The 19163-nt window shown below is 47.1% G+C and carries 17 protein-coding genes and 1 other annotated feature; of the genes, 7 read left to right on the forward strand and 10 right to left on the reverse strand.

Annotated elements, in window-relative coordinates; translation table 11 throughout:
• Window positions 1-732: 732 nt before the first annotated feature.
• A complete protein-coding gene (locus C7R92_RS14645) occupies window positions 733-2022 on the reverse strand; it encodes a Glu/Leu/Phe/Val family dehydrogenase (protein ID WP_017248085.1) in 1290 nt (429 codons plus the stop codon).
• A 310-nt stretch (window positions 2023-2332) separates the two neighbouring features.
• Here C7R92_RS14645 and C7R92_RS14650 point away from each other — a divergent pair, with 310 nt between their 5' ends.
• Window positions 2333-3076 carry a PIG-L deacetylase family protein gene (locus C7R92_RS14650; protein WP_106834770.1) on the forward strand — a complete coding sequence of 248 codons (744 nt, stop codon included), beginning with the start codon at window positions 2333-2335 and terminating at the stop codon, window positions 3074-3076.
• Between the two features lie 73 nt (window positions 3077-3149).
• Here the strand turns inward: C7R92_RS14650 and C7R92_RS14655 are convergent, their stop codons facing one another.
• The 6 genes from C7R92_RS14655 to C7R92_RS14680 form a co-directional block, all read right to left on the reverse strand.
• Complete coding sequence (locus C7R92_RS14655) at window positions 3150-3749, reverse strand: genetic competence negative regulator (protein ID WP_017248082.1); 600 nt, start codon at window positions 3747-3749, stop codon at window positions 3150-3152.
• Between the two features lie 377 nt (window positions 3750-4126).
• Complete coding sequence (locus C7R92_RS14660; protein ID WP_106834771.1) at window positions 4127-5041, reverse strand: NAD(P)/FAD-dependent oxidoreductase; 915 nt, start codon at window positions 5039-5041, stop codon at window positions 4127-4129.
• Between the two features lie 50 nt (window positions 5042-5091).
• A complete protein-coding gene (locus C7R92_RS14665) occupies window positions 5092-5769 on the reverse strand; it encodes a LysM peptidoglycan-binding domain-containing protein (RefSeq protein ID WP_106834772.1) in 678 nt (225 codons plus the stop codon).
• Complete coding sequence (locus C7R92_RS14670) at window positions 5766-6344, reverse strand: CPBP family intramembrane glutamic endopeptidase (RefSeq protein WP_106834773.1); 579 nt, start codon at window positions 6342-6344, stop codon at window positions 5766-5768. Before C7R92_RS14670 ends, C7R92_RS14665 begins: the two co-directional genes overlap by 4 nt.
• A 16-nt stretch (window positions 6345-6360) precedes the next feature.
• The gene (locus C7R92_RS14675) at window positions 6361-7872 is read right to left on the reverse strand and encodes a RecQ family ATP-dependent DNA helicase (protein ID WP_106834774.1); all 1512 of its coding nucleotides are present in this window, start codon (window positions 7870-7872) and stop codon (window positions 6361-6363) included.
• The gene (locus C7R92_RS14680; protein ID WP_106834775.1) at window positions 7869-8984 is read right to left on the reverse strand and encodes a YpbB family protein; all 1116 of its coding nucleotides are present in this window, start codon (window positions 8982-8984) and stop codon (window positions 7869-7871) included. The genes C7R92_RS14675 and C7R92_RS14680 overlap by 4 nt, the downstream gene beginning before the upstream one ends.
• An 80-nt stretch (window positions 8985-9064) precedes the next feature.
• Here C7R92_RS14680 and C7R92_RS14685 point away from each other — a divergent pair, with 80 nt between their 5' ends.
• The 6 genes from C7R92_RS14685 (at window position 9065) to C7R92_RS14710 (ending at window position 15394) form a co-directional block, all read left to right on the forward strand.
• A complete protein-coding gene (locus C7R92_RS14685) occupies window positions 9065-9976 on the forward strand; it encodes a hypothetical protein (protein WP_069845442.1) in 912 nt (303 codons plus the stop codon).
• Between the two features lie 103 nt (window positions 9977-10079).
• A complete protein-coding gene (locus tag C7R92_RS14690; protein WP_007724004.1) occupies window positions 10080-10286 on the forward strand; it encodes a ferredoxin in 207 nt (68 codons plus the stop codon).
• 369 nt (window positions 10287-10655) lie between these two features.
• Window positions 10656-10904, forward strand: a binding site (T-box leader).
• Between the two features lie 70 nt (window positions 10905-10974).
• Window positions 10975-12129: a pyridoxal-phosphate-dependent aminotransferase family protein gene (locus C7R92_RS14695; RefSeq protein ID WP_069845443.1), complete on the forward strand. Its 1155-nt coding sequence runs from the start codon at window positions 10975-10977 to the stop codon at window positions 12127-12129.
• Entirely contained in the window at window positions 12122-13705 is a 1584-nt protein-coding gene (gene serA, locus C7R92_RS14700; protein ID WP_106834776.1) for a phosphoglycerate dehydrogenase, read from the forward strand. Before C7R92_RS14695 ends, serA begins: the two co-directional genes overlap by 8 nt.
• A gap of 117 nt (window positions 13706-13822) precedes the next feature.
• Complete coding sequence (locus C7R92_RS14705; protein WP_106834777.1) at window positions 13823-15106, forward strand: ArsB/NhaD family transporter; 1284 nt, start codon at window positions 13823-13825, stop codon at window positions 15104-15106.
• A gap of 12 nt (window positions 15107-15118) precedes the next feature.
• The gene (locus tag C7R92_RS14710; RefSeq protein WP_069844673.1) at window positions 15119-15394 is read left to right on the forward strand and encodes a hypothetical protein; all 276 of its coding nucleotides are present in this window, start codon (window positions 15119-15121) and stop codon (window positions 15392-15394) included.
• A 39-nt stretch (window positions 15395-15433) separates the two neighbouring features.
• On the opposite strand, the gene C7R92_RS14715 is transcribed toward C7R92_RS14710, so the two are convergent.
• The 3 genes from C7R92_RS14715 to C7R92_RS14725 are packed head-to-tail and all read right to left on the reverse strand — an operon-like array spanning window position 15434 to window position 19081.
• Window positions 15434-16564 carry an HAD family hydrolase gene (locus C7R92_RS14715; protein ID WP_106834778.1) on the reverse strand — a complete coding sequence of 377 codons (1131 nt, stop codon included), beginning with the start codon at window positions 16562-16564 and terminating at the stop codon, window positions 15434-15436.
• Window positions 16565-16578: 14 nt separating this feature from the next.
• Window positions 16579-18363 (reverse strand): ATP-binding protein, encoded by a 1785-nt coding sequence (locus C7R92_RS14720; protein ID WP_069844671.1) that lies wholly within the window; start codon window positions 18361-18363, stop codon window positions 16579-16581.
• 1 nt (window position 18364) lies between these two features.
• On the reverse strand, window positions 18365-19081 hold the full coding sequence (locus C7R92_RS14725; RefSeq protein WP_012686105.1) for a response regulator transcription factor: 717 nt from the start codon (window positions 19079-19081) through the stop codon (window positions 18365-18367).
• Window positions 19082-19163: the final 82 nt, after the last annotated feature.

Raw genomic sequence — 19163 nt, forward strand, 5'->3', positions numbered from 1 at the left:
CAGTTCTGGATAATGTTTAAATTTCTGTCCTTTCACTGCCATGACGAAAAGCACCCCCTAGAATTACATCGGATTTCCCTAGGGGTTTTTCCAATGTCTATTCTAAGGGGTGCACTTCAGCTCTTCAGGAGGTTTTTTTTTTGTTTAATGAACTGTACGTTGCTATTGTGGTGGGGAGGAAACAGGAGAAAACGCTCAGCTTCTAGGGCCACCCCCTGTGGGATTGACTGCCCGCCTCCATGCAAAAAGCGAAACCGCGGCCAAAGTGGTCCTCTCAGGATGTGTCTCAGAGGTGGCCGCTTAAGGGCGTGTTTCGCTTTTTGCATTCCGCCTCGGTCGGTGTCCCTAAGATCTTCGCTTATTTCTCCTGTTTCCTCTACGAGCTTTCCGTGTTAATCGAGTTTTGAAAGCCTTAAAAGAATGAAGAAAGGTAATCAGTCACGACAGAGAAGAATATTTCCAGACGTAGCGACTTGTGGAGTCCTGCCTAGCGGAGAAGGGATTTGCGGGCAAAAGAAACGCAACGTGCCCGGGCTACGAAGCGGTTACCACTTTTGCGTTTCCCCGCGAATCCCTTCGGAGCGGACAATCAAAGCCCTCAGCAGGACGGAGCCTGGAGCCTAGTCTGGAAATATGCTTCTCTTCACCGTTGCCACATTCCATCAATAAAAAAAGGCCCCGCCAAAACGGCGAAGCCATGTTTTCTCAATATATGGAGGGTTGTTTGAAAAATTATACCCAACCGCGGAAGCGAGAAGCTTCTGCCATTTTGCGGGCACCAACCATGTAAGCAGACAGACGCATATCAATACGACGTGTTTGCGACATGTTGTATACATTTTCAAACGAACGAACCATTACTTTTTCCAACTTCTCTTCTACTTCTTCTTCAGACCAGTAGTAGCCTTGGTTGTTTTGTACCCACTCGAAGTAGGAAACAGTCACACCACCGGCACTTGCCAGTACGTCTGGAACCAGAAGAATTCCACGCTCAGTCAAAATCTTGGTCGCTTCCAAAGTAGTTGGGCCATTTGCCGCTTCTACTACGATTGACGCCTTGATGTTGTGAGCATTTGCAGCTGTGATTTGGTTTTCGATCGCTGCCGGAACCAAAATGTCGCATTCCAGTTCCAAAAGCTCTTTGTTGGAAATCGTGTTGTTGAACAGTTTTGTAACTGTACCAAAGGAATCACGACGATCCAGCAAGTAGTCAATATCCAAACCGTTCGGATCATGCAGGGCACCGTAAGCATCAGAGATACCTACAACTTTAGCACCTGCGTCATGCATGAATTTTGCCAAGTAGCTACCAGCATTACCAAAGCCTTGTACAACTACGCGAGCACCTTTTACGTCGATGTTGCGACGTTTCGCTGCTTCACGGATGCAAATCGTTACACCTTTTGCAGTAGCTGTTTCGCGGCCATGGGATCCACCCAGCGCAATTGGTTTACCCGTAATGAAACCAGGCGAGTCAAATTCACGGATACGGCTATATTCGTCCATCATCCACGCCATGATCTGTGAGTTCGTAAAGACGTCCGGAGCTGGAATATCTTTAGTAGGGCCCACAAGCTGGCTGATTGCCCGAACGTAACCGCGGCTCAGTCTTTCCAGTTCGCGGAAGGACATTTCACGCGGGTCGCAAATGATACCGCCTTTACCACCGCCGTATGGCAGGTCGACGATACCTGCTTTGAGGCTCATCCAGATAGAAAGTGCTTTAACTTCATCCTCAGTAACTTCCGGGTGGAAACGAATGCCCCCCTTGGTCGGACCTACTGCATCGTTGTGCTGTGCACGATAGCCCGTAAATACCTTTACTTCGCCATTATCCATGCGAACCGGAATACGTACAGTCAAAACGCGTAGCGGTTCCTTCAAGAGTTCAAACATCGATTCTTGGTAACCTAGTTTCTCCAGTGCTTCCTTGATCACCGTTTGAGTTGAATGGAGCAAGTTCAATGATTCTTGCTTTTCTTTCCCTTCGGTGCTTTCGGTTACCACGTCTTGATTACCCATTACTTACCACCTCAAAAATGTTTTCGGTCAATGCCGCCTTTAGTATACACGCTTGTATCATTTATGAGAAGCTTAAAAATGTTTTTTTCCATTTCGAAAACGTTTTCGTGCCTTGTTTTGCATAATCATTCAATTATTTACCATCCATTTTGAAATCGCTTTTACAGACTGCATTTTTCACAAACAGCTTCAAATGCACGTCCAGTCATGCTTGTATTGTCCCCAAACTTGTTTCTTTCATTACAGGAATAGTGAATTTATGCCATAATGGAAAAAGTAATGGTGGAAGTTTATTCATGGAGGTGTTTTTATGAAAAAAAAGTCTATTTTGTTTGTTTTTGCCCATCCCGATGACGAAACGTTTGCTTGTGGGATTTCCATTTCCAAATATAGTGAATCCAAAATGGCCAGCACTCATCTTTTGTGTGCAACAAAAGGGCAAGCAGGAAAAGCTGGTGAACCACCGTTATGCACACCCGAAGAGCTCCCCCGCTTTCGCGAGCAAGAGCTTCGCGACGCTTGTGCCATACTCGGGTTCGATCAAGTAGACGTCTGGGAATATCAGGATAAGTTCCTAAACTCAGTGCCTGTAGATGAGCTCGTTACTCGTATCCATCAGGCCATTCACCAGATCCAACCGGAAATCGTTGTCACGTTTGCACCGCATGGCATCTCCGGACATCCTGACCACTTAGCGATTAGTCATGCTACCACCCAGGCTGTCCTTTCTCTAGGCCCAGATACGAGTGTGCGAAAGCTTTATTACGCAACTCGCTCGTCCGACGAAGGATTTGGTAGGATAAAGCCTCCCTTTACAGACCCAATCGAGAGCATTACGACGATCATTCACGCCCCCGAATACATGCAAAAAGTAGCAGATGCCTTGCGGGCGCACAGAACACAGCACCTATCAGTAGAGCGCGTTTTCCCAGGTGTAACAGAAGGCGAGCACCATTCTGTTCCACCAAACAATCATTACATCTTGGCTTGGCACAGCCTTCCGAACTATACCATTCAAGGTAAAGAGGCTGACTTTTTTGACGGCCTAGCATAATCTGTACAGACAGCAACAGCACCTAGTTGGTTGACTAGGTGCTGTTTTATATTCCCAGACATTTCGTTTCCGATTACGTGAAATGCCTGCATATTTCTTTTACAGCATCGTCGGCAACGATCACTTTCCCGTATTCTTCCAACACATAAATCGTTATCGGCGTCGCTTCTCCGTACTCAGAGAGGATCGCAATTAACTTGTGATAACGCTCCTGATCCAAGTCGACTTCCTCCAGCACCAGATGATATTTCCCCTGGTAGAAGTAGGCAGCTCCGCCATTGGTCAAAAGGGCGTTAATGCGATGGGCGGCTTCAACCATATGCTCAAAGTCCCGGAAGGCATACATGATCAGATCGCTTTCTTCCAACGTGACCTCTAGCTCGTATACATCCTCGTCTTCGAATTCTTCTTCTTTTCCGTCCTTTGAGCCCGTCTTGCCACGCGTTACGATTACGACCATTCCCTGAGCTGGCAAGGCGAACACTTCAACTGCAACAGGCCCTGATACCTCAAATCCTAATTCGTGATAAGCCTGTTCCATCATGTCGTTGAACAGTTCATGAACTTTAGGAATGTCACGCCACATGTCTTCTTTTTCTATCCCGCGCTCTGTGAGGTCGTCAAAAGTTAAAAAGATTCGTATTTTATCTTGACCAAGGCGTTCAACACGCATGACTGTCCCTCCTCGCCATCCAGTCGTACTACAAAATATGATGGTAAGCCTGTAAGAGTTCTCCACATTCTCCGGCGAATACCTGTTGGCATTCATCCATTTTTTGATGGACTGGAAAATAAGGGGTAGTCCTATCATATCACATTTAGTTACTGGAACAAAAGCTACCATGACACCTACGCAGCATTCGCCTATCGATGTCGAATCCACTCACAAAAAAAAGAAACTTTGTTGTTGCCTGTCATTTCCTGCGCTTTCCCAGGAAAAGTTCCCCCTCATTGTTCTTCTTCTGTATTTATATTTGGCTCTGCTAGTTCGGGTTCCTTCTCATTCATAAAGGTTTGTACATGAAAAAACGCCCAGAATCAGGCGTTTTTCTACTTCTCATATTCACGTAGCCGCTTTTGAATCCAAATGGCCGCCTGTGTTCCATCCCCCATGGCAATCGACACTTGCTGAGAATGCTGATTGATATCGCCGACAGCCCATAGGTTGGGATGATCGGTTTCTTTTGTTCGCGGATTCGTATGGATGTGGCCCTTTTCATGAATTTGCACGGAAAAACCACGCAAAAGCTCTGTTAAAGCATGAGCACCAGGAAAGGCAAGAAACGCTCTTTCTGCAGACAAGCGTTCACCTGAAGAGAGCTCGATTTCTTGCAATTGCCCCGACGTATGATGAAGGGCACATACTATTTCCTCCCGATACATAATCCCTCGCTGGCTTAGTCCAGAGAGAGCCTGCGTATCCACCTGCACTTTTGCATGGTTAATCACGGTTAACTTGTTTGTATAATAAATAAGTTCATCGGCCATCGAAACAGCGTGTGGACCCGCTCCAATGATTGCCGTGTCTTTCTCAACGGTTTCATAGCCGTCACAGTCGGGACACAAGAAAATGGATATTCCTACACAATCGGTGAAGCCAGGGATCGTTGGAAACGGATCGCGAATGCCGGATGCCAATACCAGCGTTCGCGAAGTAAGCGTATGTATGCCACTTTTCGTACCTATCGTAAATAAGCCGCTTGAGTCAGTAGCAAGCTTTGTTACCTCATCTGTTATCAAGATTGCGCCGTATTTTTGTGCTTGCTCCCTGCCCGCTTGACGCAAAAAATCGCCACTAACCCCCTCCGAATATCCGAGAATGTTTCGGTAGGCTTTGGCGACTGTTGATCGACCACCCGGCATGTCAATCACTGCAACGCGTCGAAGGCATCTTGCTAGTTGGATTGCGGTTTGAAGCCCCGCAATCCCGCCGCCGACAATGACGGTATCATACTCCACTTGCATCCACCTGCTTATCCTTTTCCCGATAGCATTGCCAGTGGAGCACGATCTCATTACTGAAGGAGGGGAATCCAGACAATTTTTCCTTCAACGAGCCCTGCTTCTGAATGAAGTCTGTTATATTTTGCGATTCGTCCTACGTTCGAATTATTTCCATAGTACTTTCGTGATAGCATAAACAACGTTTCACCCTTCTTCACCACATGCTTGACGACCTTCGATTTTGTTGTAGGCGGTGTTGAAGCTTGTTTTCCCGGTATAGCTACTTTGCTAGTAGAAGTACTCGCGATCTGGTTTGCCTTGTTTACAGGTGTACCAGTCGAAGTTTGAGCTGGGACTGGGCTTACAGCAGGTGTCTGTACGCTTGTGACCGCCTTTACTGCAGGCTCAATTGATTTTGATTCGATCGTTTTCACCTTGGCAGGTGGGGTGGTCACGCTTGCACTGGGATCAGGCGTAGCATCTAGAACGACAGATACAGGCTCCTTTTCCCCTGCCTTGCTTCCTTGCGAAGTGGTACTCGCTTTACTAACATCTTTCACTTCAACACTACCAGAAGCTGCTGACTCGTGTGGGACATTGGCCCTGTACAACTCAAGACCAATCAACCCGAAAAAGACGAGTCCAAACAAGTATAATCCCGGTTGAATCCACTTTTTAAACGAGAACGACGCTTTAGGGCGAGTATGACGGGAGCGTCGGGGTGGTAATGGATTATGCTCGAGATTCACTCTTCCTCCCCCTTTTTCTTGATCGTATTTTGTAAATAAAATGCTAACATGACGTCAATAAGGATATGAGCCACAATCGAGGGCCAAAGGGACTGAAAGTGAGAAAACAAGAGTCCCAAGATCCAGCTTGTACCAAATACACTTATGATCATGAGCGGCTTTTTCAAATAACGTACGTGGATCAGTGTAAAAATAAGACTGCTCCAAAAATTCCCGGTAAGAGATTGAATGACTCCCCGGAATAGCCATTCCTCTCCCACTCCTACTACCATACAGACGAGAATCGTAGTGGATGGTAACATGGCCCCAAAAACTTTCTCATTGATACTGCCATCATCTTGCCATCGCTTAGGCACGTAACGATCCATCGTCATACTCGCGCTGATAATACTTCCGGCTACAAACACGGCCCACAGTACGGCGTTCCAGCCTGGCAAAGTAAACAAGGACAGAGTAGCATCCCAGCCCAACACCAATAAGCTACCGGCAGCAGCCACTCCCATCACGATTCCTTGTGTCAACCATAGATTCAGCCGAAGCGTGGCTTCATCCACCTCTAGCCGATCTTCCCTCACTCGATGTTTCTCTCCTTTATTTGTTCGGCAAAAGAGTGTCTAACGCCTGCCGCAAATTCCATTTGATTTGTTCATTCTTTGCGATTGTATGGTCATTCGTTTGGAAATACGCATCCGTAGTTAGGCCACATTTTTTACAGCAATACAGATCAAATTGATGATCATTTTCTTTGAAATACGTATTGATGCTCGCACGCAAACAGTTTTCTCCTCTTACGTAAGACACCATTTCTGCCAGCTTTTTTTGCTTAAAGCTTCTTCTTTTTTCCGTTTCCTGCCAAATGATTTGAGCCTTCGGATACGATTCACCCACAGCGGCAGCTTCGTAGGAGGCCAGCACTCTTTCCGTATAAAAGGCAAGAAGTGCGCCCATTTCTTCGGATATGTCCACCATCGCCAATGCCTCGTTCGTCAAGGGTACTCCGGTATTGCACAACTGCTCGTATTTTTGAACTTGCGCTTGTGTCGGGTACTCCTTCTCCAGCATGTGTTGATGAATCTGCCAATCGTCCCACGAAAATAAAAGCAGCGCATACCCAGGCTTGCCGTCACGGCCGATCCGCCCGATTTCTTGTGCGTATGCCTCCAAACTAGCTGGCATTTGGTAATGGATGACGTAGCGAATATCTGGTTTGTCGATCCCCATACCAAACGCATTAGTTGCAATAATAACATCCAACTCGCCCGCGAGAAATTGGGATTGGATCAGCATTCTCTCCATGCTGTTCATCCCCCCGTGGTAACCGTGAACGCGTTTTTTCCCATCGAGTTGATAAGAGGCTGTCAATACATCTACCGCTTGTCGCGTGCTGCAGTAAACGATCCCAGGGCCCTGCAAACGATCCATCTGATCAATTACATACGAACGCCTGTCAATTTCCTCTGCAACTTCAACCAAATCATAGGCGATATTCGCCCGATTAAGGGATTGCAACACGACGTCTTCTTTTTCAATGGAAAACAAGCTGCAAATTTCTTCACGAACAGTCGCCGTAGCGGTAGCCGTCACAGCCAGAACAGGAGGTGCTCCCAATTGTTTCACGACTTGTGGCAATCGCAAGTAATCTGTGCGAAAGTCATGTCCCCATTGCGAGATGCAATGCGCTTCATCAATGGCGATCAAAGACACCCTCGTCCGCTTTAACACTTGTTGGACATAGGGCTGTTGAAGCTTTTCTGGAGAAATATACAACAGCTTGAACGCGCCTTCTGCGAGCCCTTTTAAAATTTCGCGGGACTCTGTCGGGTCTTGCATGCTGTTCAAATAGGTAGCTGGAATTTTTTTTCGTGCTCGAAGCTGTTGCACCTGATCAACCATCAAGGAGATTAACGGGGAAACCACGACGGTCAGACCCGGCAAAAGCATTGCTGGAAGCTGATACGTCACTGATTTCCCGCCACCTGTTGCTAATAACCCAAGAACGCTTCGTCCAGACAATACACGTTCAATAATGGACTCCTGACCGGGACGGAATGAGTCGTATCCAAAATGCAGCTTTAATCTGTCGTGCATGAGCTGTTGGTTCATTTTGCCCCCCTTGTCGCTCGTGCCAGTGCCAATCGGATTTGCAAATACGTCACTGTTGCTTCCGATTGATCCTTGATGAGCCGGAGTCTGCTTGTATCGAGTCGCTCACTCGTCTCCACGATCTCTTTTGCCAACTCATTCGGTAAATACGTTGTCATATCCCATTCCGGACAGCGTAAGGCAATCTCTACCAAATGATCTTCTATCGTACTTTCTTTCATTTGTCGTTTCTTCGCTATTTCTTTTTTGTCACTGCCAGTCTGAAGAAGGGCGTACGTTCGAGCAGCACTTTCGGTTAGACGTGGATCAAGCTTGTGCGATTCTGTAACAAGTTTTGATAAAAGAGGATAATGATTGCTCTCTGCAAGCAGCGTCTGAATCGACGCGGCAAGTCCGTATCGAAACTGAAGCATGAGATAGCTACGACTCGTTTGGCGAATCTCTGCTACCTGTCCCAAGGTCTTGCCGACTTGTCCTACTCCTGACAGTTGACAAAACAAAAGCTCCTGAACACCTTCATCCAAGGGCTCCCATAATCGATATAGCTCGTCAGACAATTGCTGCTTCCAAGCAGTTCGCATTGCCCCATCAGCCAATTGGTTTTTTACCGAACGCTGCGCCGTCTTGTCCGAAACGACCGGAATGAAACCGAGATCACCATGATGCATTTGCGAGATCGTCTGCACCATTAAATGAAGCCTACTCCAAAATGGTTCGATTCGCTCCGCCAAATCGGACTGGGTAAAAGGTGCGAACCATACATCAAACCGATATTTTTGGTACATATGCTTGGCATGCTGCAATCCTGTATCAGAAAAGGTAAATGTCGGCTTCGAATTCGTTCCACCTGCATCAACCGGTAAAATCCAGCCCGCCTGAAATAAAGTTGAAACTATTTTCTCCCAATCCTCTCTTGGAAAACGAGAAAACATCCGATAATACGGATAAAGGGTATACAAATGCACATCTTGCAGTGTCTGATTGGCTTTTCTGCCACGCAGTATGTAGTAGGCTGATTGCAGCGTTCGTTCATTGGCCAGAGGTAACATGGCATTCAAGGCGACCGCACATAAAAGGTCCTGCTCCTCTGCCGCACTGTTCCGACTGTTCATTGGTACTCCTTACATCATTCTATATTTTTCAAAGCTCAAAGTAAGCGAAGTAAACTGCATCATTGGATTTGGAGGATAGTATGACAAAACGATTGAAAAGAACTGAATTTATGATGGCGTACATGATCATCATAACACTTGCATGCACAGTTGGTGGATTTTTTTTCGGGGCCCATTATATGAAGACACAATTGGAGTCGGAACAAGCCGCCGTACTCGAAGCAGAGAAAAAGGAAGCCGAAAAAGAAAAACTGCTGCGTGAGCAAAAGCTGTACAACGAACAGGACTTTATCCGATTTTACTATGCCGTTTATGCACCGCTGCTTGATCTGAAGCAAGCACATTTTGATACGATGGATAAATGGAATCAAATGAACGAAAGTGAACGGACGGATGGCTTGAAGCAGCTCAGCAAATTAGCTGACCAGACAAGGAAAGAGCTGGAGAAAAGTGTTCCCTTGCCTACGTCACCCATGCTGAGACAAGCTCACACCACTTTTACGAACAGTGTACGGGCGTATTTGGATAGTATGGAGCAGATTCGTTCCGATCAAAATAATGCTACACCTGCTTCTATTGGAGCTAGCCTGACGCTTTTCCAAAATAATTGGCTAACCGCACAGGAAATGGTCTATCACTCCATCGCGTCTTGGGAATCGGCTTATGTGGTCAAGCAAGCCATGCCGAAGCAAGTACCTGGAGCCGTTAACACCGCGCAGTGGAAGCAGTATCCGTTTCACTACCGCACCTATCTCGCAGCTGTGGCCATGTCGAAAAGCAATCAATGGAGCAGCTATAGTCCTGAGGACCTGACTGCAAGACTTGATTTGCTCATCGCTTCTAATGAAGTTCAAGCACTAGGAATCAAGGATTTAACCGCTGCCGTGAAGATTTTGAACGCGACAGATGCAGTATCTGCGGGAGATTTTAAACGCTTGAACACACAGCTCTACTCCGTGCTGAGGGCACCTGAAATCCCTCTTTATAAGTAGTCGTACATTTTTAGACTGATTCAATCTTGAAATCTTGTCACCAAGAGCATACAATGGTCTATGATAGTGGACGTACCACTTCGGTATGGGAGGTGAAACCACGATGACTACATGGGTAGATAAAGATACTTGTATTGCTTGCGGTGCTTGTGGCGCCACGGCTCCTGACGTCTTTGATTACGACGATGAGGGCCTTGCGTTCAACAAGTTGGATGACAATGCTAACAGCGTTGAAATCCCGGATATCCTGCATGACGATGTTCGTGATGCTGCTGAAGGATGCCCGACCGACTCTATTAAAGTGGAATAGTATTCCATCTACTAATGGAAGAGACCTCTTACGTACTCCGGTATGTAAGAGGTTTTTCATTATGCCCTCCTCTCCTCCACTGAACGAATGATCGACAACTTTCCGTTCTTTCTTTTGTGATTTTTCGGTATGATAAAAGCAACAGCAAAAACCGAACATTAAACTGAGTTTTTTCCATTTTTTGTGATGTCAATATCTTAATGTTCGTGTTTTGGTCATTTTCGCGGTGTTTCTAGCATATAATTGAGCATTATTCACGAACGATAAGCGATTTAAAATAAAAAATGTTCATTTTTTCTTGTTTTTCTTCTTGACGGTGTTATTTTGACGTGATATCGTAAGTACAAATCTTACGAAACACCTTATAAAACAACGGCGTTGACGAAGAAACGCTGTGATCGAGAAATCCCCAGAGAGCCGATGGTTGCTGCGAATCGGCGATTTCTCTCACGGTTAAGCACTTCTGAGCTGCTGCGTTGAAAAGAGGGTTCACCATCCCAGTAGACGCAAACGGTAGATCCGTTATCTCTTTTAGGTCATGTACCTACCAAGGCTCTTTTTTGAGAAAAAAAGAGCGAATGAGGGTGGCACCGCGAAGCAAAGCCTCTCGTCCCTCACTGTTCTGTAATAGGAGCAGTGTGAGAACGGGAGGTTTTTTTGATATGCACATATATAGGAGGAGAAAACCATGTTTGCAGACAAAATGATCTTGAGAATCCCAGGTCCTACCCCCATTCCACCACGTGTTCAAACAGCGATGAGCCAACCGATGATTGGACACCGCAGCGGCAAATTTTCCGCTCTCTTCGCCCGTACTGCTGAAAGACTAAAGCCTTACTTTGGCACCAAGCAGGACGTATACATCTTGGCAGGTAGCGGAACGAGCGCGCTGGAGATGGGCGTCGTAAACACGCTCCAACCAGGAGATGAAGCTGCTGTCCTCATCAGCGGGGCATTTGGTGAGCGCTTTGCAAAAATTTGCGAGCGTTACGGTATAGTCGCCCATCGGTTAGAAGTGCCTTGGGGAAACGCCGTAACACCTGAGCTAGTTGAAACATTCTTGCAAAAAAAGCCTCAAGTAAAAGCTGTATTTGCCACCTACTGTGAAACATCCACTGGGGTAGAAAATCCGATTGCTGATTTGGCGAAAGCAATCCGCACACATTCGGACGCCCTCTTCATTGTGGATGCGGTAAGCAACCTCGGTGCGGTTCCATGCGAGATGGACGCTTGGGGTGTCGATATCGTGGTAACCGGCTCGCAAAAAGCTTTCATGCTGCCAACAGGCCTTGCCTTCCTCGCTGCGAGTGAACGCGCATGGCAAGTGATTGAGCAAAACAAATCGCTCGCCTTCTATTTGGACCTGAAAGCATACCGCAAGAGCTTGGCAGAGCAAACAACACCGTATACGCCTGCTGTATCCCTCATCTTCGGTCTCGCCGAGGTATTGGATATGTTGGAGGAAGAAGGCTTGCCAGCTATCGTAAAGCGCCATGAACTGATGAGAGACATGACTCGCGCAGCGATGAAAGCATTAAACATCAAACTCATGGCGGAAGATCAGTATGCATCGACGACCGTAACTTCTTGCGATCCTTCTGGTGTCTTTCATGCAGAAGCTCTCCGCAAAATGTTAACGCAGCAATTTAACATCACGATTGCTGGCGGACAGCAGCACCTGAAAGGCAAGATCTTCCGTATCGGGCACATGGGTTATTGCGAGCCATTGGATGTCCTGCAAGTCATTTCTGCCATCGAATTGTCGCTTCACCAAATCGGTGCCCCAGTAGAGCTGGGTGCTGGTGTAAAAGCTGCTCAGGAGGTGCTCATTGCACATGTATAAAGTACTCATTGCCGATCCACTAAGCGAATTTGGAATTCAACAGCTCTTGGACGCTTCTGATGTAGAAGTTGTTCGTCAAACAAACCTCTCCCCTGCCGAACTGATCGATGTGATTGGCGACTACGATGCACTTCTCGTACGCAGCCAAACCCAAGTAACACCAGAAGTACTCGCTGCCGGCAAAAAGCTGAAGGCAGTCGGTCGTGCGGGTGTTGGCGTCGATAACATCGATATCAACGCTGCCACCCAAGCGGGTATTCCAGTCATCAACGCTCCAGACGGTAACACCATCTCTACTGCAGAGCATTCGTTTGCCATGCTGATGGCTGTCGCTCGTAACATCCCTCAAGCTCACAAGAAGCTGGTAGACGGTACATGGGATCGCAAAAGCTTCCAAGGGGTTGAGTTGAACAACAAAGTACTGGGTGTTATCGGGATGGGCCGTATCGGTTCAGAGGTTGCGAAGCGTGCGAAAGCATTTGGCATGACTGTTATGGGCTTCGATCCTTTCATGACCGAGGAACGTGCACAAAAGATGGGCGTAACCAACGCGACTGTTGATGAAATTTGCCGCAAAGCTGATTTCATTACCGTCCATACTCCGCTGACAAAAGAAACCCGCCATATCATCAGCACGCGTGAATTTGCGAAAATGAAAGATGGGGTTCGCTTGATCAACTGCGCTCGCGGGGGAATCATTGACGAGAAGGCTCTCTACGAGGCGATTACCACTGGAAAAGTCGCGGGGGCAGCTCTGGACGTTTTCGAAGAAGAACCACCTGTAGACAACCCTCTCGTTGGTCTGCCACAAGTAGTAACGACTCCACATCTAGGAGCGTCGACTATTGAAGCGCAGGAAAACGTGGCCGTAGACGTATCGGAAGAAATCCTGAAGGTTCTTCGTGACGAGCCATTCAAAAACGCAGTGAATTTGCCTTCGATCCCTGCGCACGTGATGGAAAAAGTTCAACCATACTTTACGTTGGGTGAAAAGCTGGGACATTTCCTTGCCCAAGTGACGGTAGGTTCCATTTCGGAGATTTCGATTAAATATAGCGGTGAGTTGACGGATGTAGACACGTCTCCTTTGACTCGGACAGTCCTCAAAGGCGTGCTGTCTTTCCGTTTGGGCGAGGAAGTCAACTATGTGAACGCCCCGATTCTGGCAAAAGTGCGTGACATCACCGTAACGGAGCAAAAGGCAGCACAAAACAAAGGCTTTACGAACTTACTGACCGTTAGCTTAAAAACAACGCAAGAGACACGCACAGTGTCTGGAACACGACTCAATGGTTACGGTGCGCGTATTGTAAAAATTGACGACTTTGCGATTGACGTAGCGCCTGAGGGTTACCTCCTCTACATTCACCATAATGACCGTCCAGGCGTGATCGGACGTGTCGGCTCTATCTTGGGTGAAAACAGCGTGAACATTGCAACGATGCAGGTAGGACGCCGTGATATCGGTGGAGACGCGATCATGATGCTCTCTGTCGACAAACCATTGACGCCAGAGCTTCTCGATACGATGGGCGAGCTGGCGGAAGTGAAAAGCGTTACACAAATCGAGCTGTAGGTTCTCCTTTTCCTATGAAAAAGACCTGGCCATTTGCCGGGTCTTTTTCTTTACCCTTATTTTGGTTAGAGCTATAATGGGACAAGATAATTCTACACACCTAGGAAGGAGCTTCTTATGACGAACCAGGCATTATTCGCTATTGCTATCTTTTTAGTTACCTATGCATTTATTATTAGCGAAAAGTTACATCGAACCATCGTCGCCATGTCGGGCGGAATTCTCATGGTCTTGTTCGGGATCGTTTCACAGGAACAAGCAATTCACCATATCGACTTTAACACGCTCGGCCTACTTATTGGGATGATGATCTTGGTTGCCATTACGGCGCAAACCGGCGTTTTCAAGTATGTGGCCATCCGTGCGGCAAAGGTCGCAAAGGGCAAACCGATTCGCATCCTCGTCTACCTGAGCTTGATCACGGCCGTTGCCTCCGCCTTTTTGGACAACGTTACCACTGTACTTCTCATCGTACCTGTGACGTTTAGCATCGCCCGTCAGCTCGAGCTTAATCCGATACCTTTTTTAATCAGTGAAATTATCACTTCTAATGCCGGAGGAACAGCTACATTAATCGGTGACCCACCGAATATCATGATTGGCAGTTCTGTACCGGAGCTTGATTTTATGAAGTTTCTTGTGAATTTAAGCCCTATTATCATCGTGATTATGGCTGTAACCGTTGTTTGCTTGGTCTTGATTTACCGCAAGCAGTTAGTAACGTCACCTGAGTTGAGTGCAAAAATCATGCAGTTAAATGAGCGCGATGAAATTACCGACAGCCGTTTATTGAAAAAGTCTTTGACGGTGATGGGATTGACCATTATTGGTTTCATGCTCCATGGGGCCCTTCACTTGGAGTCGGCAACCATCGCTTTAACTGGAGCTTTTCTTTTGCTCCTCCTTACCGGAGAGCATTATTTAGAAGACGCGATCAGCAAAGTCGAGTGGAATACGATTTTCTTCTTCATCGGTCTGTTTGTTCTCGTCTCTGGTTTAGTGGAAACAGGCGTGATCAAAAAACTCGCAACGGAAGCAATGAATCTGACGGGTGGAGATCCATTGAACACCTCCCTGTTGATCCTCTGGTTGAGTGCAATCGCCTCTGCCTTTGTTGACAATATCCCGTTCGTCGCCACCATGATTCCGATGATCAAGGAAATGGGAGCCCTCGGGATCACCAATCTGGAGCCTCTTTGGTGGAGCCTTGCACTCGGGGCGTGTTTAGGAGGAAACGGTACCTTGATTGGAGCGAGTGCCAACGTGATTGTAGCTGGCTTGGCCTCAAAGGAAGGCTATCATATCGGCTTTTTCAGCTTTATGAAGGTCGCCTTTCCATTGATGATTATCTCTATCATGATTGCTCATCTCTACGTTTACCTGCGTTATTTTATTTGGTGAGGAGGAATCCATTTGTTCCATTACACCTATGAAGAAAAGGAAATCGAGATAAAGGAAGTTGTTTCTGAGCAGGGCGCTTCTTTCCAGATCATCGTCAAAACCGAATCAATGCGAGAGCGTGTGAAAGAAGTTCGCCGTTATTTTGAAGGGAACAAAGACTATACGGATGTCATGTTTTTTTCTCGTGAAGACGGTTCTTTTGAAGTAATCGTTAGGACAGACATGATTGAATCCTTTTTGATTGACGCCTTTCGCTTCAAATGCTTGCAATCGATTTGTTGGGAATAAAAAAACTCCGCCGTATGTAGAAACGGCGGAGTTTTTTATCTACAGAATGGACAGGATATCGCGAACATCATCCAGAATAAAATCTGCTTTTTCCTCTTCAAACTTGCTGCGCGCGTCTTGACCAGACAGTCCAGTCAATGTCGCCGCAAACTTGCAACCGATGGAGCGAGCCGCTAGAAAATCTGCGAGTGAATCGCCGACGATCAATACCTCTTCTCCATTTTCGATTGGCAATGAAAAATGGACAGCATCGCTAATCGGTGCATCGAGTCCGAGCAACCCTTTTACATAGGAATAAGGGTGTGGCTTGGACATCGGCGCAAAGTTAGGAAATGCTTCTTCCGCATCGAGAACGTGAGAGGCAGTTACGACGCGGTTCGGGTCGAACCATTCCAGTATGTTCATCTCACTGAGGGGAACATGCGTCTCGATGGTAGGACGCCCTGTTCCAATTCCCAGTGTGTATCCTTTTTCTTTTAACGCGCGGAACAACTCGACCATTTCTACAGGCGGTACAATCGGAATCTCGTCTGACAAGAAGCCCTTCTTGCCCGGCTGCATGGTTTCACGGCCAATTGATGCCGCCACACGCTCATCACCGAGATACCATTCTTGAAACGTCTTTTGAATCAACTGCCATAGATCACTATTGCGAGAGAACATATCTGTTGAAACACCGCAACGCTCTTTTGCAATTTGATTCAAGTAGAGCAGCATTTCTGCTTTTTGTGCGGAACCTTTGGCAAAATCAGCGGTGAACGCTGCGTAGTCTACTTGGAAATCAGGAGCATAAGTGGCTGCCCACTCTTTCACTTTTGCTAGTTGCGGTCGATCAATTTGTTCGCTGAGAAGGCTCGTTGCTTCTGGTACTTGCGTTTTAACCGCTTCAATTATACGAATCAACTGATAGGAAAACGCGAGGAAAACCATGTCCCAGTTGGAGTTGATTCCACGTGACTTGATGAAATTCAGCACTTCATCATGAGCGAAAACTTGCTCGCGCACTCGTCTGATTTTCGCTTCTTCTGGAGCAGGTGTGAATTCCTCCCCTGCAAGCCCTACATACTGCGGACTGTACAAAAATTCCCACACTGTCAATGCAGAAGCATCAAAGTAACGCTCTTCACTCAACATAACCCCATCAACATCAAATAAGATCGTTTTGATCATTTCTCTCTACACTCCTATTTGTTTTTATGCAGCATCATGGCGATTGTAAAAGTCGTTCCCTCACCCAGTTTACTTTGCACACTGATGGTGCCCCCGTGTGCCTCGACAAGGTTTTTCGCGATGGCTAGTCCAAGACCAGTTCCACCTAGTCGTCCACGTGTACGAGCCTTGTCTGCTTTATAGAATCGCTCAAAAACAAACGGCAAATCTTCTTGCGGAATGCCACTGCCTGTATCGCTTATCTCAACCAGCAACGTTTTATCTCCGCGAGCACGAATGGTGACGCTTCCTCCACTTGGCGTATGTCGCAGTGCGTTATCGATCAAGTTCGTTAGCACTTGCTCCATGCGATCAGGATCCATGAGCACATGCGTATGCGTCGTCGATATTTCGAGGAAGAGATGGATTTCGCGTTCTCTCGCCAAATTGGTGAATTTACGTTGAATGCGCTCCAAATACGGACGCAGTTCCATCGTCTCCTGGAACAATTCAACATGCCCCGCTTCCATCCGTGCCAAGCTGAGCAATTCATTCACCAGCTTGGTCATACGCGCTGACTCGTCATAGATGATCTGCGCCAATTCTTTATGCTCTTCCGGTGTAGCCACGATATCGTCCACAATCGCTTCACTGTACCCTTGCAACATGGATAGAGGTGTTCGCAGCTCATGGGATACGTTAGCCACAAAATCATTACGCATTTTATCTAGCTTTCGTTCCTGCGTGATGTCCCGAAGAACTGCGACAGCTCCACGGATTTGATCCCGATCATTCAAAGGTACCATGACAACGGACCATATCCGCCCTTGAACTGGGATATCCTCTGTCACTTCTTGTCCCGTTTGCAAAACCTGCTGATAAAATGAGAACAGCGGCACCGGCTCATCCAAATGCTCAAAATCCCAATCTCGCAGGAATCGTTCTGCTGGAGGATTCGTTACGGCCAGCTTGCCGTTCGCATCTATCATCACAACACCATCTACCATGCTTCTAAGGACACTCGCCAACTGCTCCTTTTCTTTGGACAGGGCATCGACTAACTGATTGAGCTTGCTTGCCATCGTGTTAAACGAAGCCGCCAGTTCACCTGTTTCGTCCTGGGTCCTAATCGGGATCTCAGCATGAAAGTCCCCTTCCGCTATGCGATGCGCCGTTTCTTTCATCTGACGTAATGGAATCGTAAGACGCGATGAGAGGAAAAAGGCGAATACAGTGGTCGAGACGAATCCGATGACGCCAACCACAAAGATTAAAAATCTGACTTCACTAACCGTATCATCAAAATCTTCAATCGCCTGATACATGACCACTGCTCCCGTTTTCCCTGCTGCCATTTCTAAAGGCACAGCGACCGCAAGCATTTCATGCTTGTTGTTCGTGTGATCAGCAGAATTCTCCACATTAATATAAATCGTTTTGGGAGCAGGATGCTTACCTGCCAGCGCATCAGGCAAACGCAAGGCAGGATTTTGGAGCAATTGCTCTACTGGAATACGAGGGAGCCCAGCCCCTTCGCTCATACCGACTTGCTTACCTTTTTCATCGAGAATGACCATGCCTGTATGATGGACCAAGCCAAACCTGGAAGCCATCTCCATAGCTGCTGTCATATCCGGACTCTGCGCCAAACCGATTGCGATGCCATCTGCCAGATCGTGCAAATTCTTGGACTGCCGATTGCTATAAAAGCTGTCAAAGGATTGAACGAGTAACAAACTGAAGATCGTCAAGACGAGAGCAAATAAGGCAATAATGGTCATCCATAGCTTTCCGACTACACTGCGAAAAATAACGTCCACTTTACTTAGGCACCTCTAGTTTGTATCCGACGCCCCAAACCGTGGCGATCATATTCGCAGCTTGCGGAGAAACACGGTTCAATTTTTCGCGGAGACGCTTGATATGCGTGTCCACCGTGCGCAAATCGCCAAAGAACTCGTAGTGCCACACATCTTTTAACAATTCTTCACGCGTAAACACTTTATCCGGCGACAATGCCAGGTAGTGCAACAGCTCATACTCTTTTGGAGTCAGGCTAACCTCTTGGCCACTTGCGATGACTTTGTGTGCATCGTGGTCAATGGTCAATTCCGGGAAAACAAGGACAGAATGACTGTTGAATGTCTCTGTCTTCAAATAAGCTGTCGCGGAAGATCGACGCAGAATCGCTTTTACCCGGTACATGACCTCACGCGGGCTGAACGGTTTCACGACATAATCGTCTACCCCTGCCTCAAACCCGTGAACGCGGTTCGTTTCTTCCCCTTTTGCTGTCAGCATAATAATTGGGGTTGCCTTGAATTCACGAACACGCTGGCATACCTCGATCCCGTCCATTCCTGGCAGCATCAGGTCGAGCAAGATGATATCATAGTCACTTCCCACAGCCATTTCGACTGCTTGCTCTCCATTATCTGCTTCATCAATCAGGAAGTTTTCTCTTTCCAAGTACATTTTCAGAAGTCTGCGAATGCGCTCTTCATCATCCACTACGAGAATACGTGCCATTTTTTCCATCTGAAACACCTCTTGCTCTCATAATATCGTAAAACCGTTAGAAGATAGTCCAAAAAGCTGGTGGTAAAACCAGCTTTTCGAG

This window comes from Brevibacillus porteri, assembly GCF_003013475.1.
Classification (GTDB): domain Bacteria; phylum Bacillota; class Bacilli; order Brevibacillales; family Brevibacillaceae; genus Brevibacillus; species Brevibacillus porteri.